Origin of the sequence: Gloeocapsopsis sp. IPPAS B-1203 (genome assembly GCF_002749975.1) — a bacterium.
Taxonomy (GTDB): domain Bacteria; phylum Cyanobacteriota; class Cyanobacteriia; order Cyanobacteriales; family Chroococcidiopsidaceae; genus Gloeocapsopsis.
The window spans coordinates 511,019-535,728 of sequence record NZ_PEIG01000001.1; the positions used below are offsets into that span (position 1 = coordinate 511,019).

At 37.7% G+C, this 24,710-nt stretch carries 20 protein-coding genes and 1 pseudogene; 2 read left to right on the top strand and 19 right to left on the bottom strand.

The window, feature by feature from the left end; genetic code table 11:
- The first annotated feature begins 533 nt into the window (after nt 1-533).
- Nucleotides 534-1,580, top strand: a complete 1,047-nt coding sequence (locus CSQ79_RS02300; RefSeq protein ID WP_099699568.1) for a sulfotransferase family protein — start codon at nt 534-536, stop codon at nt 1,578-1,580.
- Between the two features lie 121 nt (nt 1,581-1,701).
- Complete coding sequence (locus CSQ79_RS02305) at nt 1,702-2,298, top strand: sulfotransferase domain-containing protein (RefSeq protein WP_099699569.1); 597 nt, start codon at nt 1,702-1,704, stop codon at nt 2,296-2,298.
- A 750-nt stretch (nt 2,299-3,048) separates the two neighbouring features.
- On the opposite strand, the gene CSQ79_RS02310 is transcribed toward CSQ79_RS02305, so the two are convergent.
- From CSQ79_RS02310 to CSQ79_RS02395, 19 genes and pseudogenes are all read right to left on the bottom strand, one after another.
- A complete protein-coding gene (locus CSQ79_RS02310; protein ID WP_099699570.1) occupies nt 3,049-4,167 on the bottom strand; it encodes a glycosyltransferase family 4 protein in 1,119 nt (372 codons plus the stop codon).
- A 54-nt stretch (nt 4,168-4,221) separates the two neighbouring features.
- Nucleotides 4,222-4,698 carry a sulfotransferase family protein gene (locus CSQ79_RS02315; protein ID WP_099699571.1) on the bottom strand — a complete coding sequence of 159 codons (477 nt, stop codon included), beginning with the start codon at nt 4,696-4,698 and terminating at the stop codon, nt 4,222-4,224.
- 41 nt (nt 4,699-4,739) lie between these two features.
- Nucleotides 4,740-5,090: a hypothetical protein gene (locus CSQ79_RS02320; protein WP_099699572.1), complete on the bottom strand. Its 351-nt coding sequence runs from the start codon at nt 5,088-5,090 to the stop codon at nt 4,740-4,742.
- A gap of 91 nt (nt 5,091-5,181) precedes the next feature.
- Nucleotides 5,182-6,324 carry a polysaccharide pyruvyl transferase family protein gene (locus tag CSQ79_RS02325; protein ID WP_289500331.1) on the bottom strand — a complete coding sequence of 381 codons (1,143 nt, stop codon included), beginning with the start codon at nt 6,322-6,324 and terminating at the stop codon, nt 5,182-5,184.
- A 406-nt stretch (nt 6,325-6,730) separates the two neighbouring features.
- Nucleotides 6,731-7,474 carry a hypothetical protein gene (locus tag CSQ79_RS02330; RefSeq protein ID WP_099699574.1) on the bottom strand — a complete coding sequence of 248 codons (744 nt, stop codon included), beginning with the start codon at nt 7,472-7,474 and terminating at the stop codon, nt 6,731-6,733.
- Between the two features lie 53 nt (nt 7,475-7,527).
- Nucleotides 7,528-8,280: an FkbM family methyltransferase gene (locus CSQ79_RS02335; protein WP_289500333.1), complete on the bottom strand. Its 753-nt coding sequence runs from the start codon at nt 8,278-8,280 to the stop codon at nt 7,528-7,530.
- Between the two features lie 221 nt (nt 8,281-8,501).
- Nucleotides 8,502-9,263 (bottom strand): class I SAM-dependent methyltransferase, encoded by a 762-nt coding sequence (locus CSQ79_RS02340; RefSeq protein WP_099699576.1) that lies wholly within the window; start codon nt 9,261-9,263, stop codon nt 8,502-8,504.
- Between the two features lie 202 nt (nt 9,264-9,465).
- Entirely contained in the window at nt 9,466-10,359 is an 894-nt protein-coding gene (locus CSQ79_RS02345) for a sulfotransferase domain-containing protein (RefSeq protein WP_143755410.1), read from the bottom strand.
- Nucleotides 10,360-10,529: 170 nt separating this feature from the next.
- The gene (locus CSQ79_RS02350) at nt 10,530-11,405 is read right to left on the bottom strand and encodes an O-fucosyltransferase family protein (protein WP_143755411.1); all 876 of its coding nucleotides are present in this window, start codon (nt 11,403-11,405) and stop codon (nt 10,530-10,532) included.
- Between the two features lie 48 nt (nt 11,406-11,453).
- Nucleotides 11,454-12,092 carry an FkbM family methyltransferase gene (locus CSQ79_RS02355; protein ID WP_099699579.1) on the bottom strand — a complete coding sequence of 213 codons (639 nt, stop codon included), beginning with the start codon at nt 12,090-12,092 and terminating at the stop codon, nt 11,454-11,456.
- Nucleotides 12,093-13,043: 951 nt separating this feature from the next.
- Nucleotides 13,044-13,511, bottom strand: coding sequence for a GAF domain-containing protein (locus CSQ79_RS28765; RefSeq protein WP_502693903.1), 468 nt, complete (start codon nt 13,509-13,511; stop codon nt 13,044-13,046).
- Nucleotides 13,512-13,673: 162 nt separating this feature from the next.
- A pseudogene (locus CSQ79_RS28770) lies at nt 13,674-14,327 on the bottom strand (acyltransferase); the annotation flags it as partial.
- A 193-nt stretch (nt 14,328-14,520) separates the two neighbouring features.
- Nucleotides 14,521-15,885 (bottom strand): glycosyltransferase, encoded by a 1,365-nt coding sequence (locus tag CSQ79_RS02365; protein WP_099699581.1) that lies wholly within the window; start codon nt 15,883-15,885, stop codon nt 14,521-14,523.
- Nucleotides 15,886-16,351: 466 nt separating this feature from the next.
- The gene (locus CSQ79_RS02370; protein WP_099699582.1) at nt 16,352-16,849 is read right to left on the bottom strand and encodes a pentapeptide repeat-containing protein; all 498 of its coding nucleotides are present in this window, start codon (nt 16,847-16,849) and stop codon (nt 16,352-16,354) included.
- A 155-nt stretch (nt 16,850-17,004) separates the two neighbouring features.
- Nucleotides 17,005-17,421 (bottom strand): DUF1824 family protein, encoded by a 417-nt coding sequence (locus CSQ79_RS02375; RefSeq protein WP_099699583.1) that lies wholly within the window; start codon nt 17,419-17,421, stop codon nt 17,005-17,007.
- 103 nt (nt 17,422-17,524) lie between these two features.
- Nucleotides 17,525-19,612 (bottom strand): M3 family metallopeptidase, encoded by a 2,088-nt coding sequence (locus CSQ79_RS02380; RefSeq protein ID WP_099699584.1) that lies wholly within the window; start codon nt 19,610-19,612, stop codon nt 17,525-17,527.
- A 250-nt stretch (nt 19,613-19,862) separates the two neighbouring features.
- The gene (locus tag CSQ79_RS02385; RefSeq protein ID WP_099699585.1) at nt 19,863-20,867 is read right to left on the bottom strand and encodes a GAF domain-containing protein; all 1,005 of its coding nucleotides are present in this window, start codon (nt 20,865-20,867) and stop codon (nt 19,863-19,865) included.
- Nucleotides 20,868-20,908: 41 nt separating this feature from the next.
- Nucleotides 20,909-21,391 (bottom strand): chemotaxis protein CheW, encoded by a 483-nt coding sequence (locus CSQ79_RS02390; RefSeq protein ID WP_099699586.1) that lies wholly within the window; start codon nt 21,389-21,391, stop codon nt 20,909-20,911.
- 36 nt (nt 21,392-21,427) lie between these two features.
- A complete protein-coding gene (locus CSQ79_RS02395) occupies nt 21,428-24,682 on the bottom strand; it encodes a hybrid sensor histidine kinase/response regulator (protein WP_099699587.1) in 3,255 nt (1,084 codons plus the stop codon).
- Nucleotides 24,683-24,710 lie beyond the last annotated feature (28 nt).

A 24,710-nucleotide genomic window follows, 5' to 3' on the forward strand; every position in this document is an offset into this window, starting at 1 on the left:
ATGTGTTATTAAACTCACAAACATAACTTTTCTACTTTCTTGTACATCAAGTTCACAAAGAATATTACAGTATAAAGATGTAGCTGTATAAGAGCCAAACATCACATGCAGCTCTAGCTGAGTAATAAATTTCTACTTGATTGTATATATAAAATAAGCTGAAAAAAACATACACTCAGCTTAGATATATCTGAACTTATATACATTGAATATTTTTTGAGTGACATGGATTATATAAGTATCAGTAACATATAAAAATTAAAAGTACATGTCCCTGAGAAACAGAGAATACCAAGAGATAAAAAAATATCATTAATATTTTTTAAAGAGCAAATTCATCCTCTATTTTTATATTTAAGTTGCGTTATTTAAGTAGTATCATTTTATTTTTCTATTAAATTTAGTAGTTTATTCTCAAATAATTGCAGTGCTATTATTAATATCTTTTTTACTAATAGTCTCCAGTTGATCTTGAGTTTTAGTAGCTAGTTTTATGAGTAGCAAAAAGTATTTATTTTTCGTGATGTGAAATTATGGAAGCAGACAAAGTTAGTATTTCTAATAAGAATATGGTTTTCATTGTTGGTACACCCCGTTCGGGTACAACATTGATGAGTCAGATTTTAAATAAGCATTCAGATGTGTGGATCGCTAAAGAAACGCATTACTTTGAAGATTTACGCATGAAGATGGCTGGTCGCGAACAACAAATCTTGAACTCAGAAGAAGTAAAACTTACTGAAGACTATTTTTTAGCTCTCACCCACAAATCTTATGGAGTCAAGTCCGATCCAGAGCAAGGCTGGATGAAGCGTATAGAGTTACGGACATTAGCTCAGCAAATTGGTCGCGGTACTGACTCATATTTTGAGGCTTTCTGCCAACTTTGCGCTCAAAGAATGAATAAAACTAGATTCGGTGAAAAAACACCTAGACATATTTTTCAACTATCAACAATTTTTTCTCTTTATCCTAATGCACAGGTAATTTGTATGGTTCGCCATCCAGGAGGTGTGTTAGCTTCATCTCGTGACTGGAAGAATGTTGCTACTGACTCTTCTCAAAAACGTAGACTTACAGATTCCTATAACCTTGCACTTAATAGCTTGCATTGGAGGGCTGCTTTTAATGCAGCAATGGAAGCCCGCAAACAATTTGGTGAAAGCCGCATATTTATTCAACGTTTTGAAGACTTAGTCACTGAACCAGAAGCAACGCTCCAAGCTTTAACAGCATGGCTATCGCTAGAATATCAACCTTCTATGTTGGATGTTGATTTAGTGAACAGTTCCTACTCGTCTGCTTGGAGACAGCCTGGTGTAGGATTATCTTGTGAACCTGCATATCGTTGGCGAGACAAACTTAGTCCTACAGAGATTGGAAGTTTACAAACCTTTTGTGGCAATCTATTAAGCAAGGCTGGATATGACTATGAACAAGTTTCTGCATCCTATGCTTTGGTTGTATGGTTTTGGATGATTTTGCCATTTGCAGGGATACGCTCTTTATCTGCTAACCGAAGTCGAATGAGTAATATTCCCAATTATGTTTGGCGTCGACTTCGTTTCACGTTGTCCTAGTAAAAGCGCAGTAATAAATAACACTGCGTATTGACGTAATTAGTTGCAATTTTGCTTTTAGTTTGTCAACTAAAAGTACAAATGACTAATTTAAACTCTTTCAGCCAGAGGACACAGATCTATGAAGATGCCTAATTTTTTGATTATTGGCGCAAATAAGTCAGGAACAACTACACTCTATAACTATCTTAAACAACACCCAGAAATTTATCTAAGTTCCTTAAAGGAACCACATTTTTTCTCTTATGGTTATGATGAGCGTTGTCCTATCGCCGAAATTTCACCTATAACCAATCTAAAAGATTATTGTGCTTTATTCCGACAAGCTTGTAATGAAACGGCTATTGGAGAAGCATCAACTAGTTACTTAAACCATCCACAAGCAGCGAAACGTATTTATTCTTGCCTACCAGATGTAAAACTAATTGCTATTCTTCGCGATCCGGTTGAAGGAGCATACTCCAAGTTTTTAATGGAATATCGTAAGCAGTTTGATATCTCTAGTAAACAAGATCCCATACATGTTTTTGAGCAAGCAGTTCGTACTTCTTCGTCAATTCGGATGAATGGTCTGTATTACAAGAAAATACAACGCTATCTTCAATTCTTTACTCAAGAACAACTCAAAGTTTATCTATTTGAAGACTTAAAAAGTAATACTGAAAGTTTATTACAAGATGTTTTTCTATTTTTGAACGTAGATGAAATTTTCATGTAGATAAGTCACTAGATGTTTATAATGCAGGTGGAATTCCTAAGAATAAAATTATTTATAATTACTTAGAAAAATCAAGAAGACTCAGTCATACTATCAAACCATTTATCTCGGAAGCTTTGCTCAAGCAAATTTATAATGTTTATGCCAATATACGAAATTTTAATTTTGTGCAACCTCCAAAACTACCTTTGGAAATACGTAAACAGTTAATTGATATATACCGCGATGATATATTACACTTACAAGACCTTCTCCACCGCGATCTTTCAACCTGGCTAGAATAATAAAGAGGTACTTAACAAGTGAATAAACATAAGTTTTGCTTTATTAAAACTTTGATAAATCTGTAGAGTAAAGTAAGTATTTTCGTGTTAATAAAAAATAGTTAGATCAGTTAATTATAATTGGCTAATTAATTTGATAATTATAATAAAATTTTGTGATTACACTCAGATACTTGATGACTCAGCTGTTACCTTTGTTACTTGAGTGTTATGTACCTTAACTATAAAAGTTAGCTTTAAAATAAAAATATTTGTGTTTTATCAATGTATCTAAAACGAATGTATGAAGTTTTAGCACTTATCTATACTAAGATTTATGACTACAGAAATAAAGTTATTCCTCAATCTAAATTCATATAAAAGCTATATTAATTCAAGTATTTATTATAAATCTGTATGTTTGACTTAGGAGTTTAATTTACATATAACTGCGATAATGCCCTAGACAAATTCTGAATACATAGTACTATACACCTTGCTGATAGATTTTGTAAATTTGTCTACCAATCTTAGACCAATTATACTTCTGTGCTAAGGCATAACTTTGAGTACACATTTGCTGCCAGTGTTCTGCAGGAGTTGATAAGGCACGATTAATTGCTATTCCTAAATCGCGATCGCGAGGATAACAAAAGCCGTGCTTACCATCAGTAATGATCTCGCTTAGGGAACCCTTACATGGAACGATGACAGGGCGACCAAAAGAAAGTGCCAATAATGCTCCTCCAGAATTCAAGATTTTTTCGTAAGGTAATACTACCCAGTCGCACGCATTCATGTAAATTTGGATATCTTCATCTTTGATAAATTCAAGCTGTAGGTGAATTCGGGAATCTGCTTCGGTAGCTTGCTTAATTTCTGCTAGCAGCTCAGGTTCGCGACAGAGTCCAGCAATAATTAACACAACATCTGGATCTTTAATCTGCCTAAATACAGCGAGTAGCTGGTTAATACCTTTGTAAGGTTTTATCTTACCTAAATGGAGTAAAACCTTCTGGTGGGGAGCAATACCAAGTTCCTGGCGGGCTTCTGCACGACTGATCTGATTGGGGTAAGCGCCGATGTAGTTACCATGAGGGACAATATGCACTCGATGGGTGCGTCCATACATCTGAGCGAATTCCTGCCGACTATACTCACTCATAACTATGATATCGCTGCATAAGCGGCTCAGAATCCAACGAAAGCTTCGCTCAATTAGCGGAGCACTACAATTATGAGATAGCGTGTTGTGAACTGTCCAGACAAGTTGATAACCTTGAGACTTAAGCAAGAAAAGATGGCGCAGGTTTTTCAGGGTAGACCATAAGGATTGAGGTATTCTGTTAGGAGTCAAATCATAACAACTTTGAATCCAATGTAAATGAAATACATCCCCTGTTCTCTGATTCGTCTTGAGCTGGATAACGATTGAGGATAGCTCAATTTGTTCGACTTCTACTCCATAGGAGCGGACAGATGACCACAAACAAGATATGTAGTTATTTTCTAACGGATAAACAGGAGGAGTTAGCACTTTAATTGTGGTATGAGGCTTATTTATTTCAGCCAATTTGTACGGTCTATTGACTGTTAGTTTAAGCATAATCTTTGTCCTGCGCTCAAATAGTTAATAGAATCTTGATTGTGAGTAGCTTAGCTACTTTAATTGGTATTTTCTTTGTATAGAATAGTCAAACAATCTTAATCCTGATGCTGTCAAAAGAGTACCAAGCCACCACTCTTGATGTGATAATTTCTCTAAATAACTACTATCTATTTTTATTTCCTGATTGCCTCTTCTACGCATGCGATTACCATAAAGATTGTGATGCTTTAATTTCCAAAACTGTAATTGATCGCTTTCAAATTCCAAACTATTTTTTTCAAGAATTTTAGATATTGTATGTGGGGTATCACTTACAATATCTTCGTACCTTAGACAAAAGTAGTTAGTAAAATTACTAAAACTCGAGTAATTATTTATATTAAACTTTTGCCAACGTTTTAACACATTGTAATAGCTATACTGTGCTTCTTTTTCAGAATGAACTCTTTTTTTTGCCCAGCTATATGCTACTGCGCGACTATCTCTAACAAGATGCAAAATAAAAACTTCAAATAATTCTGATTTCAAATAGTTTTTTAATCTAAGAAGATTTTTGGAACTATCACATACTATTTTTTTCCAGATATCTTCAAAACTGCCTTCAGTAGACAGTAGGTATTTTCATTGATTTCCTCTTTACTATTAAAGCTTGGTACTATACCAAGTTCCTCACAGTTTGCTTCCATTTCATATCTAACTTTACTCCAGTAGTCACACTCATTGACATGATATCCACAAGTACAACAATCCTTTTCTTCTAACTTTAATGAATTATCAGAAAAAGATTTCCAATATTTCCCAAAAGCCATGATCTCTCCCACACTTTCAATCTGGCTATGTGAGCCAAGTATGAGATCTAGCAAAGTACTTCCACTGTGTCCTAAACTCAGTATATAGATAACTTTAATAGGTGTATTCATAAAAATGCTAATAAATTCCAATATTTGGGGGTGTTAATCGGTTTTACAAAAAAGACAGCTTATAACTGAATGACAAAATGTTCCTTTAGCCTTATGCAAGTGCTTGTCTTAGCGCTTGCTGTATTCCTAACGAGCGTTGACGGTAGTTTTGAATTCCTGTCTCTACATCCTTACGAGCCATCAACGGGTTAGCCAAGATCTCATCAATACTAGAAAGTAACTGCTTGCGCTCAAAGTACTCTAAAGGAATGGAATGCTGCGCTTGACCAATTTCTTCCATAAATCCACGTACTTTAGAATCGTATTCTGCAGCTATGACTGGTACACCTAAACCAGCCGCTAGGATTAGTGAGTGGAGGCGCATACCAATTACTAAGTCCAATTCACTAATTAGTTGATTGAGGGTATGGAGAGATTCAAAAGAGCGATGAACAACGAAGTGGTTTGAATAACGGCTGTAGCGCAATAGTTCTAAAGTAGCAACGTAGTCATCATTGCTTGAGTGATAGCCGGATTTCAGCGCTTGAAATGGTAGAAAATGGACAGTAGCTTCATACTGTTCTACTAAAAGATCTGCGATCGCAGCCATCTCTTGCTGATATCTCAGATAAATACCTGCATCTGTATATCGTCCGCGTAAATTTAATGGTCGAATAGAAATACCTATCTGAATAGGTCGCTCAACTGGCTGATTTGGTAATCTCGTTTCTGGTAAAAACTGCAACGCCAAATCACTGATGATATGAATCGATTTACGTACACCTAGTTTTTCTAGCTTAGATTTGGAATCTGCGTCGCGGACTGTCAAGAGATCAACTCGGTTGAGAACTTGAGGAATCATGTCTTGGGTTTCCTTTCTCCAAATTTCACCAACACTAATCCCCAACACAAGAGTGCGACGGCGAAGTCTGATGGCTTGCTGTAGGGGACGCAACCAACCTTTTGCAATAGATTGGTCAACGCCATCTCGCAGCAAATCGCCTCCTCCTAATATGAAAAACTGATTTTGAAGCAGTGCTATATTATGTTTAATTTTTAATTGACTATTTCTGTAATGAACTGCTCTAACAGAATGACGGGCTGTAGTATCTTGAGTATCTCTAGAAAAAACTGTAATCTGCAGATTATCTTGCAGCTCACGTAATAGCTTAAGCATACCTGCAAGCATTGCCTCGTCACCAAGGTTATAGCTACCATAGTACCCACAGATTAAAATGCTTTTCTTTGTGTTCAAGTTTCCTCCTTTTAAGTAATTCGATAGGAGAACAAAGACGGTCATTCAGTACAGATCATCAACCTCACTTCAGTTTCATTAATGTAATTTAGATGAAAATGCTGTTTTCAAATTCTGATTCATACATTAGTAAACTTGTTATATGAATACTGCAGTCAAAACATGATATTTTCAATTCAGAAAAGCTCAGATATCTTCTGTCATTAATCAATGCTAAATAGAACAGCAGTTAACTATTGACTAGCATAAAACGTGTGATAGATAACTACGTAAGTCCACTCATAATGTTATAAAATTCTATTGTAAAGCTAGATGTATATTTTTTGTAAACAGTTTTGAATTATTACTATACATAAAAATTTTAATAATAAGAAATAAACTCAAAGAAGCTCAGCCGCTTATAACTTCAATCAGCCGACATAAAAACTGAAAAATTGTTTTGACAATGCTGAACAAGTTTTTCGAGCCGATACTTTAAAGAATCATGAGGTTTTGAGTAAAAGCCACTTAGTTTAGCTATTTGCATATTTACTTTCATTTGAAATCTAAAAATTCTAACTTTTAGTTGGCTGAAAGTCGGCTTTTTGTAATACTGACTCATGGGACCAGTATAGTGCCTAACAAAATCATTTAGGTTTGCGTTATCAGTATTGTTCCAACGCTGGTCTAAGATCTGTACATGTCTAGATTTTTTAGCGTGATGGATAATATGTCCATTCTCATATGGTGCTTTATCTTCTTCAGGAACATCAATTTCTATCGTATTTAAAATTTGCTCAAAAAACTCTTTGGCATCAGCAGTATTCTTAACAATAATTACTCCAGAGTTAATTCTACCGGAATGTCCATGTACTAAATAGATAGACTTTTCTGGAACTTCTATAGATTCTATTCTGGGTGTTTGCGGACGAATTTCACCATCTGCATCTATAAAAACAACCCATTCATACCCTCTATTCAACCCTTTAACAATTAAAGGAATTTTTAGCCAAGCACTTTCTTTAGGAGAGTGAACCCACGAGGGACGATTAACAAGTACGTATTCATAAGAGTTCTTACTTGCATATAACTGTTGACTCTTAATACACTTACTATACGTAAACTCATAACCATTTTGAGCAATTGAGAATATTAAAATTTTTGATTGCATTGTATCTCCTTTGAAACAAAATTAGAATACATTAAAGATTTATCAATACATTATCAAGCTCTAATGCAAAGTAGATTTCGGACTTTTCTAGAAGAGATTTCGCTAGGTGATATTAGTTGACCATTTTCCATAATTTCTTTAGGTATAAAGCCCAAATATTCTAGTTGAGAAATCAGTGTTTTTGCACTATGTCCACCAGCCTTAAGTGCTTCAGAATTTAGCTCAATTATCATTACTAGTTCTGGATTTCTCCGAACTGTTTCTACCATACCAGCCAGAACCTGAGGTTCTACACCCTCAACGTCGATCTTCACAAAGCCCACTGCAGGATTCTTCAATGCAGACATATAAGCATCTACGGTGGTGCATGGAACTCTAACGCTTCCTTCTTCGTTCTGGGTCCATTGCTCATTTAGACTATGCGTGCAATTTCCCTTAGAAATAAAAAGCTCTACTTCTCCGATACTATCTGAGAGTGCTTGACAAACTGGCTCTGCAACGTGGCACTCTCTAGCTTTGATATTATGCAATAGTAAGGGGTAGTTTTCAGGACAAGGTTCAAAGGCAATTACTTTTCCATTAGGTCCAACTAAGTCAGAAAATAACCAGGTGAAATAGCCTATATGAGCACCTATATCTAAGACAAGCATCCCAGGTTTAATCAACTGCTGACACCATTGAACTGTTTCGTATTCGTACCAACCCATAATCATTTCCCAGCGCCAGCGCCATGTCCATCGCCAACCACCAGTCGTTCGAGATGGAAACTGAATACCTTGCTTCTTACCACTTATAAGGGCAAGCATTTTAATAAAGTACCTAAATGCTTTGCGATATAGAGAAATCTGGCTATTACTGTGTAAATAGCTCTCCAACATCTGCAAATATAATCTGTGACTGAGTGATGTTCTGATATAGTTATTCATACTTAGAATTTAGAAGGTTACGGAAGACTATCTCAATAGCAATATCAAAAAGTGTTTGAACCTGTAGCTGTAAAATTTACAAACTACCACGAGCAACTGCATTATGCTCTAACAAAATTTTTAAATTTTTTAAACATATTTTTTTTACTCAAAAAAGAAGAGTTTTTTCTTAGTGTTTTTTCGTAGTTTAATTCTTTCACAATTTTTAGATAGTACGTTGGATGAATTACATCAAGTTGTGTTAAATCAGATTCAACTTTTTCTGCCTCTAATAAAGGATAATTGCTCAATAATTCCTTTTTCACAAACAGAAGAATTCCTTGTGAATAACACCACATAACTCTTGGGTTTGACCATAATTTACTTCTAATAACATCAATGGCTACATACCCTCTGTTACTGAAATGTTTTGCCCAATAAGATGGCCACTGACAATTGATATGCATATTTCCAGGTACAAAAGGAACTGCTGCTGAGAATAGAATAACTGGAGCTAACTTAATTAAAGACTCAACAAACGTTTCAGCACTATCAGCTGATAAATGTTCAGCTGTTTCAACAGAAATAGCTAAATCAAACTCTTTTTTAAGACTAAATGTTTGGTTAAGATCGGCAGAAATAAAGTTTTCTTTCGGAATTTTTATTTTTTTTTGATCTACCCAATGTCCATCTACACCAGTAACATTTTCAACACCTAATTCTTGAAATACCGATAGCCATACACCAATACCACAACCAAGATCTATTACTGATGTGGGCTGAACAAGCTTGATGACTTCTGGAATAATCTCTAACGCGCTTGGTCGCGTACTTTGTAAGTGATTATAACTTCCTTCAATATACTGATATGTTTTTAAAGTCATGTTCTTTCCTAGTAGAGATGAGATTGATTAAGTTGTAAATTCAGTTTTTGTGAATAGTACAAAGTAGTACAGTTTTTAGTAACACGGATGAAGAAGTTGAGTAAGATGTTAAGTGACAAAAACTTGCTTATAACCCTCACTCAAAAACTCAAGTATGTCGATACAGAAAATTTCAGAGATGATTGTATTGAGTTAAATAAAACTAGTTAACTGGGTAAAGTAGTCGAGTATCAGTAGGAGTATGCTCCCAGTTCAAGCATGATTCATATCCTAGTTTGAGCAGTAAGTCGTTGTAGTTTGCTTTGAAGAATTGCACATGTTCTGAATTGAAGTGATTCTTCCAATCACCAGGAACTCCTTTACGATAATGGCTAGTGATATCCTCCTCGCCAAGCCGTCTACCTTGTGACTTGTGTGTGAAACGGTTGATGTAGACAATTTCTAACAATCTGCTCATCAAAATCCGATCGCAAGTCAATTGAAAAGATGTATACTTGTTAAACGTACGCACTACTGCTTTTGATAAAAAATACTTTAAACACTTTTGTGTATTGCTTCTAGAATCGTCAATGATTTCTAAAAACTGGAAGATATTTATAAAACTTTCATAGGGATTTTGGATAATATTTTCCATCCTGAGTTCGAGGACATTAGGCAAATCATAGTTCCAATGATACATCTCCTCTAAAAACTGTCTGCTGAATTCCATCTCTAATAGCAAACCTTCTTCTTTTGAAGCTTTTTCTAACTGTGCTCGATGTAATATGAGTTTCTCCCAGTTCTCTGTTGAATGGCTATAGCGATGAGAAAAGTAGCCAGAGACTATAACATCTCTAGGATCTCTAACTACATGAAATCCTTTGAAATTGCTTAACGAACTTACATATCTATAATCTGCATTTACATAAAACAAAAAGCCTATCTTATTCTGATCTATAAACCTACTTAAATCCTGTTGGAACTTATTAGAATTACTAGCTACAGCGTGTTTTAGCCCTAAGTCAAAACATACTTGTTTAAGAATATTTATAATCCAAGTAGTAGCTCCTTTATGATGTCCAAAAAATGCTAATGTAGGCTTTATTTTTTTAGGCATAATTATTGCATTGAAACTCTTTTTATCTATCAATTTTTTAGCGGTATTATTTTTAGAATAGTTGGAGAATACTGAGTACTTTCTCGCTAGCAGCAACTTACACAAGAGTAAATGCTGTAGTAAACTAATCTAGCTTTACCAGTTTCAAAAAAAATATAAACTAGTTGAGATTATCTAGGGCGATCGCAGAAAGTTAGTTTCTGATTTATAGCTTCAACTAGTTGAGTTTCCCAATCTTCTTGTGCCCTCACTATGGGTTTATTACCAAGCATCGCAGCAAAGCCACCAAATGATGAATAAGGTGTACTTATGACTAAATTAGTTCTTGCTAATATCAGCAAGTCTATAAGTGCGTCTTGTACGCCCTCTAAAGTATGGCGTTCATTAACTTTCTCCCGTATTTTGCATTTGCCAGTATCAAGTAGGGGCATCAGTACTTCTTCGTTTCCATCACTAACAAGAATAAAAACTGCACTTGGCCAGAGTTGTGCAAGTAGCCGCACGATCGCAACATAACGTTTTACTGGAGGTAATGCGGTGTTGTACTTATTTATAAAATCTCCTTGTCGCACGTGAATCCCCACTGTAGGAGATTTAAACTGAGCCATAAATTGGCTAACTCTTTCTTCAATTTCAGGTCGAGGTAGAAGACTTTTAAGGACTTCTTGATGATATGAACCAAGCCGAGAACCACCACCTGTAGAGGCTTCTAAATTACTCACTGATACAACTCTATGCGGTGGATTTATTAGTGACTCAACATTCTCACCATTTGTTAATCTACCCTCTTCAAAAGAGTAACAGTCAAATCGTTTTACACTACGAAAAAACAAGCGTTCTCCAAGACCTAACAACTCATAGCTACAAGGTCCTCCAACAAAAAGATCGTGGTAAGTAGCATAGCAATTATTGTTACGCTTCCAATTCACAATCAGCTTACGTTTTGTGTTTAATGCATAAGCATAAGCTAAGCAATGTAACCGTAAACGATTTGCCAACCCGTCGCCATTGAAATAAGTCACATAGCTGAAATTGGAGGCTATCATAAATCAAGGATTATTGGAAACTGTTGAGAAGAATAAAACAAAGCTCTTTTATCTATCGACTAGATCCAGATTTTTAAAAAGTACATTCCCTTTATAGTATTCAATATCTTTAAAAGCTGGAATCAAAGACTTTATTCTCTCAATATTTGGCTGACCTTGATATATTTCCTTATTGTAATACTCAGTATAAAAGTATCTGGTGCGAGACAATGTTTTAAGCCCTCCTTTAATGAGTTCTTCTTCTGCACCTTGAACATCAGCCCAAATAAAATCAACTTCACCAATTTGATGCTCTTCAGCCCATGTATCTAGTTTGTAAGTCGGTACTTTAATATTTGTATCAAATGTACACCAAGGATATAGCTTCAAATGCTCTTTAGGTGCTTTGAGAGAAGATGATGCACTCCAATCATGAATCGAAGTATATTTTGGATGCTGACCACTACTCTGATAAAATTCTGCTTGCCCGTTAGTATCAGACATAGCTATTTCATATAGCTGACATCTGCTATCTTGTACCCGACTTTTGTGCAATGCTATAGCTCGAGGATCAGGTTCAAAACAATATAGTTGAACTTGCGAAAACTCCTTCAAAAATTCTAGGGAATCTCCGCCACCAGCAGCTCCTACTTCTAACACAACTGGGTTATCCTTTTGGAGTAGTTTTTTAATTTTTTGCTTGTTCATACATATCTCCTATTTCGTATTTTCAAATATAAACATAATTTTTTATACTCAAAGTTGATTAATTGTACTTGTAATGCTTGGACAATAATTCACAAGCAGCACTTTGATTAATAGTGCTTTGTATATATTTTTTGAATGCTATAGCAATGATTTTCAAAAGCTAATAGATTCTACTTTGAATTATGTTAAGCAAACTGATGTCCTGGTTGGAGTTAGTGTTACTTAGTATGAGTTCCATCTACTTAAAGCATCTAATAGAGTAGACCATATGTCGATACATAAAAGTGCAGAATAGTTCAGCTACTTGAGATAATAGAAGTAACCAAGGCTTTTTGCTATTTTCATAAGTTTTCTAGTCATTTTTTTGATTTATTTTTTTTTAAATGCGATCGCGTATTCTGAAAGTGCATACCATGCACATTTACAATACATATAATTTGTTTTAAGATATATATGTATTAATATTACAACAATAAATTTTTAAAAATCTATTGTTGTTTTGTTTTGCTATTAAATAAACAGAGTAAAATTTCTAGCTATTTTGAGTTTTATTTATGGTGATTGGTAGACGCTACTGAATAGTAGTATGATTTACCCTCTATCTCTCCGAAAGTCATTTTTACTTATCTTCTCACCCAGGATTGGGGAAACCGAGAGGAGGACAGGAAAAACCAAACTTTTCAAAATTCCCCAATTTTAGGAAACAACTGTGTTGCGAAGATTTCCCTCTTTATAGCAAGCAGCATGGATTTAGGGGATTTATAAAAGTGATGTTAGTTAACTATTGATGTATTAATTATCTATCGATTGCTTTTAACTTATTCTTACTCAGTTAATAAACATCTTTAATAAAGATGCTCAAATCTATCTATACTATAAACGATAGATAAAGTTTTTTTTGAAGAGTATGTAGCTCGTAAATCTATTTAGATTAAAATTCTTGAGTTGAAACTAAATTTGAGGTAGGACTTGATGTTTCCATAAGGGAATTATAAGCCCTTCTGCACGAGCGATCGCAAAGCCAAGACAGTTAGCAAAATATTCGAGAAGCTTCACTTCGTCTCTAGTAAACTTACGCGTAACATAGCTACCGACATGAAACACTCCAAGTACTTCACCTTCGGCTTGCAAAGGAATACCAAGCATTGAATGTAATCCCTTATTGCGGAGAATAGGACTCACAACCTCAATTGTGGACAGATCTTCTACAATCATCAACTGGCACTCAGCAGCAATACGACCAGCAAAGCCTTGCCTTAGAGGGATTCTAATTCCTGCTGTAATCTCATCCTCTAACCCAATAGAAGCATGCACTGCTAACTGCTCCTTATCTTGAGTTTGCAGTAAAACTGTAGCAGTGTCCATATTTATAATTTGACGCATTCCATTGAGTAGCTGATATAGTGGGGTTTCAAGCATTGAATTTCTCAAGTCAGTATTCTGAACTAACTGTTGGGCTTTATGCTGAGTCTTCTCTGTTTCGACTATATTGGTATCCGAACAAATAGTTAGGTTATCGTCATTATCTGTATTTTCCTTTGATATCTGAGATGTTGTTATCTGTTCTTGTGTTCTCCGATTTTTAATCACCCTAGCAGGTACACCAACAGCAACAGAGTAAGGAGGAATGTTTTTAGTAACAACAGCACCTGCACCAATTACACTACCTTGACCAACAGTAACCCCATCTAATACTTTAACTCCACTACCCAGCCAACAATTGTCTTCAATGATAATCCCTTCGTAACTGCTTCCCTGCCCTCTAATTGTACGGTTGGGATCGCCAAAGTTATGATTATTAGCATAAATACCTAAATGAGAAGCAATTCGGCAATCTCTACCAATTTTGATATAGTTACCCGATAGACAGGTGTAAGGACCAATATAAGTATTATTACCAATCTCTATATCACCACTCTTATGAGTTTTGATAATAACTCCTAAATCAATCTTGACAAAATCTCTTAGCCGAATTCTACTATTTTGACCTGTGTTTCGTAAGCAAACCCCTCGATCAATTCTTACCCCATTACCAATTTCAATTCTACTCGTATGAATCAGTTCAACTCCAGATTTAATCTGTACTGAATTCCCAAATTGCGCAAAAATACTACTGTAAATTCGTCTTCTTAATGCTCTACCTACCGATAGGGGTACCCATCCCAAAAAAGTAGTTATTACAGCTTCCTGCCAACGAAAATGTTGTGAGATAAAGGGGAATTTTACAGCATTCATATTTACTGATTAATTTTGTTGAGTGGGATAATTTTTTAAGTAGCGCTATTTGAAACAACACCTGCTCGTCAGTTTCTGCTGTTTAGTTATAATATCCTCTACTCAATCATAAATTTTTCAATAATCTTTAAGGTGATTTAAAATGTTTTTATGCTGAAGTTATAAATTAACTTAAAGACTATTTTTACTTGTTTTATTTATTACTTGCTAACAGGTTTTGATAAATAGCTACAGTATCTGCTGCCTCTAAAGACATAGTTCGGATCGGCTGGATTCCTTTACGGAGTTTAGACAAGAAATCGATATCTATAGCTAGTAAACTAAGTGCTTCTGCCCAAGCTGGAATATTAGTAGGAGGTAGTAATAAACCGTCTACATTATGTTTGATTAGTTCATTAACTCCCCCTACATCTGAGCCTAATACAGGCAACCCTAGAGCGTGAGCTTCTAAAACAGCCATTGGTCTGACATCAAACCATTGTGCCGGTAAAGCTAAAACATCATATTTGGCTAACACTGTAGGTAATTCATCTCTTGTCAAAGTTTGAGCAACATGAATTCGAGGTTCATTTTCAATACTCTTGAGGATTTCTTGTCTATATTTTTCTTCATCAACTGCACTACCATGAATTGTTAATTCAATTGGTACACTAGTGGGTAATGATTTGATTGCTTCTACAATAATATGAATTCCCTTGTTACGATTCCAGCGCCCTAAAAAGACAACTTTTAAAGTCTTATTACTTTCTCGTTCTTTATTTTGGCTTGATGCTAGGAAAAAATCAGGTACACCTGTTTTACAAATAAGTAACTTTTCTTGAGGAACTCCATTAAGTAATAATGTTTCATATAGTCGCTCACTCAGCGTAACAATGCGATCTGCAAACTTTGCCATTTCTAACAAGCCATTTCTGCGAGCAACTACGTAAGCTGGTAGAGAAAGTGGAGTTAGCAATCCTGTTACATTTGTATTAACTTGAACTGGTACTTTGTCTAATTGATGTATCAGCCCACTTACCAGATTACTGATAAATAAAGGTGTATTAGCCAAGTTTCTAATTGCTACATCTGAAAGAGATTTTGGCACACCACAACAACGGCTACATCTTACTTCATCGATTTTCCCATCACAAACTTCTTGACCATTTAACATCAAAGTTTCACGCTGGCAAACAGGAGTCGGTAAGCGAATTGATACAATTGTTGCCATACCAAGTTCTTTCGCAAGGCGTAGATGCGATAAACCACATTTTGGAGTCCATTGATGTTGATGGTAAATATCAGCTTTCTGCTCTTTTAACCAATGCGCAAAAAACTCAAATTTACCATGCGGTGATTCTCCATGATTTGGTTCTGCCTTTGGCGTAGGAAACACAGGATAGCGATACACTTCTATTCCGTTATGTATGTAAGTATTTTCGCATTTACTATCTTGAGCTGCTGCTATTTTACTTTCAACTCCATACGTTTGTAGCAACGGTAAAAGTTCGCTAAGGCGAATTTGAATTCCGCCACATTTTTCTGGTAAGTAACGGGCAACAGCTTGAATAGTTTTCATAAATTATTTTTCCTCTTAAAATATTGAGGTATGGCAAATAAAAACTGAGTTAGTCTTTTGAAAATATTATTTTTTCAGATTTTCCTCAATAAGAAATTGACCAAACAAATTACTAAAACTTACAGTTACTACTAGACAATGAAAAATATCTATTAAATATATAAAACTAATTAGATTCTACATAAACTTATAAAAAGCCTTATTAATTGTCGATACAGTTAAGTTCAGGTATTTAGAAAATTTACTTTTATAAAGTTTGAGAAAGAATATTAAAAATAAATAGGATAATTTAATAGTTTTACAGAGCTTTTCTGTAGCATTAATTAAGTTAATCTAGTCAATGTGGATGCGTTAATTATATTCGACTCATACAGTTGGCTGTAAATAACAAGTTATATATGGTGGCTGCGATCGCCTCTCAACTCAATAAAAAGCGATCGCCCACTACCCAAACAACGAAGTCCTCTTAGCAACCCAACGAATCGCGTGTCACCACTCCTGTTTTTGAATTTATCCCGTTTGCTTGCGCACAGAGTTTTTTAACCACAGTTCTGTCAAGAACTGCATTAGTAAAATCAGCACCAGTAATCTCAACATTATTGAATGTGGAACGCAGCATCATAGCCTCTTCCATCACAGCATCACTTAAGTCAGCCCCAGAAAAGTCAACTATATAGGCAATTCCATTTGTAAAATCGGCTCCACGTAAATTTGCTTTTGTTAACTTTGCACCATTAAAAACCACACCGCGTAAGTCAGCATTACTAAAATTAGCTGCTTCTAAATCTGCATTGGCAAACTCAGCCGTTTGTAAGTTTTGACCTGAGTAATCTTTGCCGATGACTTCTCCAGTAGCCGCAGCACGAGAAATAGAAGAAGAACTAGCTGCTTGTGCAGTCATAGGAAAGACTACAAAAAGTAAAAACACAAAAGCAACTACTGCAAGTCGATAGAAACGCTTCATCATCCTTTAAGAAAAACAAAATCCACTAATATGGTGAATAATTTGGATTAGCAGGATACATTTAAAGCCTGCTGTTAGTACAGTAACCTGATTACATTCACAATAGAGATAATCAGAAGGCGTAGTTGTTTCCTCAATTGAAAACTGCCCCTAACTTACTCAAATAAATCTAACGGTAGATGACCGTACATTTCGTTGATTGCTCCTGATTCTGGGGATTGACAAGAGACAAGTACACCTCGATGTTCTCCAGAATAAGGATTGAGATAACACAAACTAGTCACTGGATTAAATTTAATATAAACAGGATCTTCAATCAAAGTTAAATCAAGATTAGGTTGATAGCCCAAGGCTTTTGCATAACTTGCCAAAGCTGCTATACCCTGGGTTGCTGTATCAGCACAAATTCCCAAAATTTGGTAATCAGAAAAACGACTGACAACTAAAACAGCCTGACGAATCAATGCTTTCTCCGATTCAGAAGTGACTTTACCAGCAGTACAATTAAAGTCTTGTAAAAGTGTCTGTGCTGCTTCGACAGTAAGATGAGATTGCTGTTGTGGGTTAAACATAATGTTGGCTATCGACTACTTAATTTTTATTGTGATATCGTTTGCAAATAAAAAAGCGGTGACACTGAAGTGTTCCGCTTGGTTGCAATTAATAATTTCAAGACTAAGCTGCTTTAGTCAAGCCACTGTGTCTCAGTAAAGGTTCAGTACTAGGTTCGCGTCCTCGGAATGATTGAAAGACTTCCATCGGATGCTTGCTACCACCTAACGCCAGCACTGTATCGCGGAAGCGCTTCCCTGTAGCAGCAATCTTCTCAGGTTCCAACCCTGATTCCTCAAAAGCCGCAAAAGCGTCAGCACTGAGCACCTCTGCCCACTTATAGCTGTAATAGCCTGCGGCATATCCACCAGCAAAAATATGACCAAACGCACACAAAAAGGCATCTTCTGCTAGCGGTGGCAAAATAGTAGTAGACTTAGCGATTTGATTGCGTATATCATTAACTGTTTCACTACCACTAGGTTGATAGCGATTGTGTAATTCAAGATCAACCAAGCTGAAATGCAGTTGCCGTAACATTGCACTACCACTCATGTAGTTACGCGCAGCAACTAACTTTTGATAATAATGCTCAGGCAAAGTTTCACCCGTTTCATAATGCTTCGCCATTCCTAATAAGGTATCGCGGTGATAGCACCAGTTCTCCATAAACTGGCTAGGCAGTTCAACTGCATCCCATTCAACATTATTAATGCCTGCTGCCCCAGCATAGTCTACCTTCGTCAGCATATGCTGCAAACCGTGACCAAATTCATGGAATAGAGTTTCTACTTCATTGAAAGTCATTAAACTTGGTTTGCCATCCACTGGGGGTGTTTGGTTGCACACAAGATAAGCTACAGGTTTACGAGTTAAAGTTGTTCCTGCTTCAGTCATTTTGGCACGACCGATGCAATCATCCATCCAAGCCCCGCCGCGCTTTTCTGCAGGGCGACTGTAGGGATCGAGATAGAAATATGCGATCGCGCCACTTTCATCTGCAATCTGGAAATATCTCACATCTGGCTGCCATACTGGTGCTTGACCATCCGCAGCAGTCACACTTACACCAAAAACACGCTCAACTAAGCCAAATAGCCCGTCTAGAACTTGTGGTAACGGGAAATAAGGACGCAACTCTTCTGCCGTAAAGTTAAACTTTTCTTCGCGTTGGCGTTCTGCCCAATAGCTGATATCCCAATGTTTTAACTCACTATCCGCACCCTTAGCCGCTGCAAATGCTTTTAACTCTTCAAATTCTTGCATTGCTGCATCATAGCTGGCACTCCGCAATTCCTCTAAGAGGTTTTCTACTGCTTCAATGCTCGGAGCCATTTTACTCGCCAAACTTAACTCCGCATAACTATCAAAGCCAAGTAATTTAGCTTCTTCCTGGCGTAGTTGCAAAATCCGTTCAATCAGCGGCGAGTTGTCTAAATCACCTGATGATGCCCGAATAATAAAAGCCCTGTATAATTTCTCGCGTAAATCGCGGCGAGTACTATGCTGCATGAAAGGACCAAAACTGGGGAAGTCTAAAGTAATCCGCCAGGGACCTGCTTCGGGTGTAGCATTTTCTTCACCAGCAGCCCGCGCCGCTTGTGCAGCTAAACTTTTGAGACTCAACGGTAAACCATCAACTTCGTCTTGTTCTGTCAATGTTAGGCTAAAAGCTTTTGTCGCGTCTAAAACATGATTAGAAAACTTGGTTGAAAGTTCTGCAAGTTCCAGTTGAATTTCGTTAAAGCGCGATCGCTTTTCTCCTTCTAAACCTACACCAGAAAGCTCAGCATCTCGAATCGCTGCTTCTACAATCCTCTGTTGTGCAACATCTAAACTATCCCAGCGATCGTGTCGTAAAGCGTTAAACGCATCATACAAGGGTTTACTTTGATTGAGCGTGTTGTAGAACTCTACAACTTTGGGCTGTACGGTTTCGTACGCTTCGCGCAATTCTGGGCTATTTTTTACACCCATCAAATGCCCAATGATACCCCAACTCCACCGCAAACGCTCTGTAATCCGGTCTAGTGGCTCTACTAAACCACTCCAAGTTGAACTGACATTCGCTTCTAATGTAGCAAGTTCGGTTTCCAATTCTCCTAGTAACTGTGTCATTGCTGGCACAACATGTTCAGGCTTGATTTGCTCAAATGGAGGAAGATCTTTACCGATTAGCAATGGATTGTCAGTAATTGTGGTTGCACTCATAACTTGTTTTAGGTCGCTGTATCTTAATTATCATTAACATTTACAACCCTTGCCGAGTGCAGAAGACCGTAACCCACATTTCCGCTATGACACACAAAGGTATCACTTGTACAACGTACGTGAATGCTAAAAACCTCTTATCTCCAAACCTTTTTTCAATGTTGACCAAAAGGGTAGCTTTCTTTTAAAGTCCCTCTCTCAAACTTGGGAGAGGGATTTAGGGTGAGGGCAAGGATTCATACGCACAAGTTTACTGCTCTTTCAAGCTCTCCTCTAGCTGTCTGCGTCCAATAATTTCCTTTTCTAGTTCTTGTTTGGCAAGTTCAGCCACTGTTGCACGTAGCATTGCCTCTTTCATCTGTTTGAGTGCAGTAATATCCCTAATCATCACCTGCGTTGCTGGTTGACCCGAATGAATAATTGGTACTTCTGTCATCTCAACATCGATGACTTGGCTATCAAGCCGAATTAACTTTTCTTGATTGATAGCAATTGCTTGATTGACTTGCACTTGATTTTGTCGCGTTGCTACAGCCGCCCTAGAATCTGGATGGACAAAATCTAAAAGTTGCTTGCCAATAAGTTGGTCTGGAGTAACTGCACCAAAAAGCCTTGCTCCCGCAGCATTGATATATTCCAGTTTTCCTGCAACATGGACAGCAATTGTTTCTGAAGAAAGATCCAGCAAACTGCGATATTGTTCTTGGCTTGCTCTAAGAGCTTGTTCGGTTTCTTGGCGTTGTCGGAGTGTTGCTTCTAATTCAGCTATGTTGCGGCGTAACTTCAGTTGCGTGACAACCTGACGACCTAAAATCTCTAGTGCTTCTTGTTGCTGGGGAGTCAAATTGCGAGGCACATAGTCAATTGCACATAAGCTACCAACAGCAACGTCTTCTGAAGTCAATAATGGCGCGCCAGCATAAAATCGAATCTGAGGACCTGATGTTACCAGAGGATTGTCAGAGAAGCGCATATCTTGCTGAGCATCTGGAACAACAAACAAATCACTTTGGAGGATTGTATGCGCACAAAAAGCAACGTCGCGAGAGGTTTCTGAAGCATCTAAGCCTAACTTCGACTTGAACCATTGTCGATCAGAATCGACTAGACTTACTACCGCGATTGGAGTTTCACAAATTTGCGAAGCTAAACGAGTCAAGTCATCGAATGCTTGTTCGGGATCGGTATCGAGAATTTTATACTCGCGTAGGGCTTTAAGCCTAGCTTCCTCGTTACTAGGTAATGGAGCTTTCACTGTTGTATTCCTTTGTTACTTGATTATACTTAGAGGCAAATTCAGGAAGATGGCAAGAGTTGATCGACATCTAGCAAGAAGACTGTTAAGGACGTTTCGGCTTGCGGAATGTGACAAACATGAGTGGCGATCGCTAGTAAATCTGCGTGACGATATGAGTCTGGCAAAACTTGAATTCTCGATAACGGGACATCTATCAAAGTCGGAACGGATGCAACTGGAATACCATAAAGTTCTCCTACTTTGTTCTCAACAATGATTAAGTATTTCCCTTTGGCTGTAAAAAAGCGCCGATGTAGCTCAACAATGGTAATCTGGCGATCGCCAAAATGTGCCAGCCCTACACCGTTAAATCCAGATCCGTAAACTGGCACTTGGTTAGTTACTTTAAATACGGCATCGCTGGGTAGTGCTAAGTTAATATTACCCATGCCAAATACAACTAGTTTTTGGAACTTTACAGCAGTTTGGCTGTGAGAATGCTTTCGGCTATGAAGATTTGAATTGGCAAATGCGTTTTTCATCTCAAATTACTTGCTTTGTATTTCAGAAACTGATTGCTAAACACTTGCTAAGCGGTAGGCATCAATAGTGTCTCTAATTGATGCAACAAATTCTTGCTCGATATAAGGTTTAGTAAAGTAATTAGTCGCGCCTAAATGCTTGGCTAACTGTCGATGTTTATCACTACTACGTGATGTCAGCATTACGACTGGAATCTTGCTCATTTGCGGATCTTGGCGACGATGGCTGAGAAACTCAAAGCCGTTCATATTCGGCATTTCTACATCACAGACAACGAGTTGAATGACTGACTGTTGCAATTGCTCTATTGCCTCACGTCCATCGCGTGCTTGCAAAACTCGATAGCCCGCTTTTTGTAATGTGAGAGCTAATGTTTGGCGGAGAGTAATTGAGTCATCAACAACTAAAACTGTTAGAGTATTATCTCTTTTAACAATTGTTGGAGAATTATCACTAGTGGTCACTATAGATGAATCAGATGGTAATTCAGTGGGCGTAGTGTTGATTTGACTTCCTGTAAAAGATGCCAGCATTTCTGCGCCATCAATCACTGGAATCAGACTGCCATTACCCAAAATTGTACAACCGTAAATATAGTTTGGTGGTGCGATCGCTTTACCAAAGGGTTTAATGACTAATTCCTGCTCAGTCACTAAACGGTCAACTTCGACAGCAACAATATTATTTTCTTGCTCCAGCAACAACATAGGAGAAGCCCAATCTTCTGGAGTTGGAACTGCTTCCAAGTTAAGATTAGGAACTGTCTCAGGCAACGGACAGCTGTATCTAATAACTTCAGATAGACGATATATCGGCACAATCCGATCTTGCCAGTGTAAAAAGCGATAACCACTAGAGTGTTTAACTTGATTGGCTTCTGGAACCAAAATTTCCGCAATACTGTCCGAAGGCAAAGCATAAGCATTTGTGCCCGCAAAACAAACTAGCAACTTCGCGATTGTTAGTGTTAGAGGAATCCGTAAACTAAATACGCTACCCTGCCCAGGTTCAGAAGTTACAGTAACGTTACCTTTAAGCGATCGCAATTGAGCGCGGACAACATCGAGTCCGACACCTCTACCTGATAACTCACTCACTTGCTTGGCGGTAGAAAACCCTGGCTCAAAAATCAAATCTAACAAGCGTGCAGTAGAAGCTGTATTAACTTGCTCTGGAGACAACAAACCCATTTCTGCAGCTTTAGCACGAATTCGTTCTAAGTTGAGTCCTCTGCCATCATCTCTTACTTCAATAATCGTTTGATTACCCTGATGGTAAGCCCGAATTTCAATTTTGCCCTGCGCAGGTTTACCTTGCTCTAAACGGACATCAGAAGTTTCAATTCCATGATCGAAAGCGTTACGTACTAAGTGCAACAAAGGATCGTACAGCTTTTCTAAAACTGCTTTATCAACTAACACTCCTGTACCGCTTAGCTTTAAATCAACCGGCTTATCATAAGACCGCGATAAGTCGCGTAACATCCGAGGAAAGCGGTTGAGAACCTCACCTAAAGGCAACATCCGTGCCCACATCAAGTCATCCCGCAAGTGTGCTAGCATTTGGCGCTGTCTTTCGATCGTCTCACTCGACTGTCCAGCAAGGAGAACAACATCACCTACTGTTTCTTCGAGCTGCACCATGTCTTCGAGAGTAGCTTGCAACAATGAGTAAACTTCACCGTAGCTATCCATCTCTAATGAATCAAAAGATGCTAGCGAAGGAAGTTGAGTAGAGGAAGCAACAGAGGAAGAAATCAGCTTCTGTGCTCCTTGAGCAGGTAATATCCCTGAACGACTTGAATCAAAGCGTGCATAATGCTCAGGTGCAACGACCATTAAGTCAGATAAATCGCGTAATTGCCGCGCCATTGTTTGAAACTTAGTAAAGCGGCGCAATAGTTCTTGAATCGTTGCTTGTAATTGTTCGTTTTGTAGCGATAGACTGTTACGGTTAATTGCTAACTCACCAACCAAGTTGTTCATTCGCTCTAAACGATCTAAGTCAACTCGCACAGACAACTGAGCCGTAGGACTGGAATTTGTCGTAACTTCCTGTTTTGGTGGTGCAGATGGCGTTGTCGCAATTTTTGTTTTTTGGGACGCTGCGGGTACTACTTCAGGAACTACTGTATCTGAAGATTTGGCAACCGTGGAATTGTCAGCGATCGCGGGTGCAAATACTTCTGCAATGTTAGTCTGCGAAGTGACTTGTTCTGTAGATCGTGAGTCTGTGCTTGTTGGCGTGCTATCCGCAGCTAAGTTGGCATTGAGATGATTATTACCTTCTCCAAAGCCACCAAAAATATCATCGAGTGAACTCGCTGAAACTGCTGCAACCTCCAGAGGATTGGTAGCAGGTGTTGTTGGTTCTAGCTCAAAGTTAGGGTCTGGAGCGCTACTGAACAAGTCATCTAGCATTGAGCCTGCGGTAGAAACAGTGCTAATGTCCAATAATGGCTGTAGGGATTGCGTAGGTGTTGGCTCTAGAATACCTTGCGTAGACTGCTTGATAAGTTGGGTTAAAGCTAGAGAAGGAGAACCACCTTGAGTGCGATCGCCTGCGAGAACTGCTAAACGTGCTGCTTGAAAATCAGCAAATGCCGTTTGAGCAATTTGAACTGCTGCTTTAGGATGGGCATCTAGTGCAGCAAGTGTTGTCGATGCGATCGCTCCAAATCCAGGCAAGTTTAGTAGTTCTGCAATCCCAGCAAAAACCTCTGCTTGTGCGCGTACTTCTCCTTCTATAATTTCTTGATCCTGTGACCGTGCTAAAACTTGAGCAAGCCGCTCAATTCCTTGAGCCACGTCTACTTCAAAAATTGATGCTGCAATATCCACACCTAATTCAACCGAACTAGGCATCTCTGTTGAACCTTTAAGGTATTCTCCTATTTGCGCTTCAATTTGGGCAAATACAGGTTCAGCATTAACCATTGCTTTTTCAGCATCAAACTCTCCCGTATTGAGTTGCTCGATCAATGGGAGACGAAGGCAGTCGTATGCTTGAAGTAACAAGTTTTCGACATCAACATTAATTTCTAATTCTGGATTATGCAGACCTTTAAAAATATCTTCGAGACTATGCGCTAAAGTTTTGATGACGTCTAGTCCAACACTTGCAGCCCCACCCTTAAGCGAGTGCGCAGCACGCATCATGTTATGGATTTTAGCAGTACTGCGATCTTCTCTTAGTGTTAATAAATCTGTTTCAATTACTTGGAGTAATTCAGGAGCTTCTTGGATAAAAAACTGATAGGCTTGGTCGCGGATATCAGAATCGATTGCCATATTTATAAAGCTTTAAATATAAAAAAAT

Coding starts and splice junctions, on each gene's coding strand:
- CSQ79_RS02345 (WP_143755410.1), bottom strand. CDS start 10,359: ATGCCTAAAAAAATAAAGCCTACATTAGCATTTTTTGGACATCATAAA.
- CSQ79_RS02350 (WP_143755411.1), bottom strand. CDS start 11,405: ATGATAGCCTCCAATTTCAGCTATGTGACTTATTTCAATGGCGACGGG.
- CSQ79_RS02300 (WP_099699568.1), top strand. CDS start 534: ATGGAAGCAGACAAAGTTAGTATTTCTAATAAGAATATGGTTTTCATT.
- CSQ79_RS02365 (WP_099699581.1), bottom strand. CDS start 15,885: ATGAAAACTATTCAAGCTGTTGCCCGTTACTTACCAGAAAAATGTGGC.
- CSQ79_RS02355 (WP_099699579.1), bottom strand. CDS start 12,092: ATGAACAAGCAAAAAATTAAAAAACTACTCCAAAAGGATAACCCAGTT.
- CSQ79_RS02380 (WP_099699584.1), bottom strand. CDS start 19,612: ATGAGTGCAACCACAATTACTGACAATCCATTGCTAATCGGTAAAGAT.
- CSQ79_RS02370 (WP_099699582.1), bottom strand. CDS start 16,849: ATGAAGCGTTTCTATCGACTTGCAGTAGTTGCTTTTGTGTTTTTACTT.
- CSQ79_RS02340 (WP_099699576.1), bottom strand. CDS start 9,263: ATGACTTTAAAAACATATCAGTATATTGAAGGAAGTTATAATCACTTA.
- CSQ79_RS02330 (WP_099699574.1), bottom strand. CDS start 7,474: ATGCAATCAAAAATTTTAATATTCTCAATTGCTCAAAATGGTTATGAG.
- CSQ79_RS02320 (WP_099699572.1), bottom strand. CDS start 5,090: ATGAATACACCTATTAAAGTTATCTATATACTGAGTTTAGGACACAGT.
- CSQ79_RS02310 (WP_099699570.1), bottom strand. CDS start 4,167: ATGCTTAAACTAACAGTCAATAGACCGTACAAATTGGCTGAAATAAAT.
- CSQ79_RS02305 (WP_099699569.1), top strand. CDS start 1,702: ATGAAGATGCCTAATTTTTTGATTATTGGCGCAAATAAGTCAGGAACA.
- CSQ79_RS28765 (WP_502693903.1), bottom strand. CDS start 13,511: ATGCTTGAAACCCCACTATATCAGCTACTCAATGGAATGCGTCAAATT.
- CSQ79_RS02375 (WP_099699583.1), bottom strand. CDS start 17,421: ATGTTTAACCCACAACAGCAATCTCATCTTACTGTCGAAGCAGCACAG.
- CSQ79_RS02395 (WP_099699587.1), bottom strand. CDS start 24,682: ATGGCAATCGATTCTGATATCCGCGACCAAGCCTATCAGTTTTTTATC.
- CSQ79_RS02390 (WP_099699586.1), bottom strand. CDS start 21,391: ATGAAAAACGCATTTGCCAATTCAAATCTTCATAGCCGAAAGCATTCT.
- CSQ79_RS02335 (WP_289500333.1), bottom strand. CDS start 8,280: ATGCTTGCCCTTATAAGTGGTAAGAAGCAAGGTATTCAGTTTCCATCT.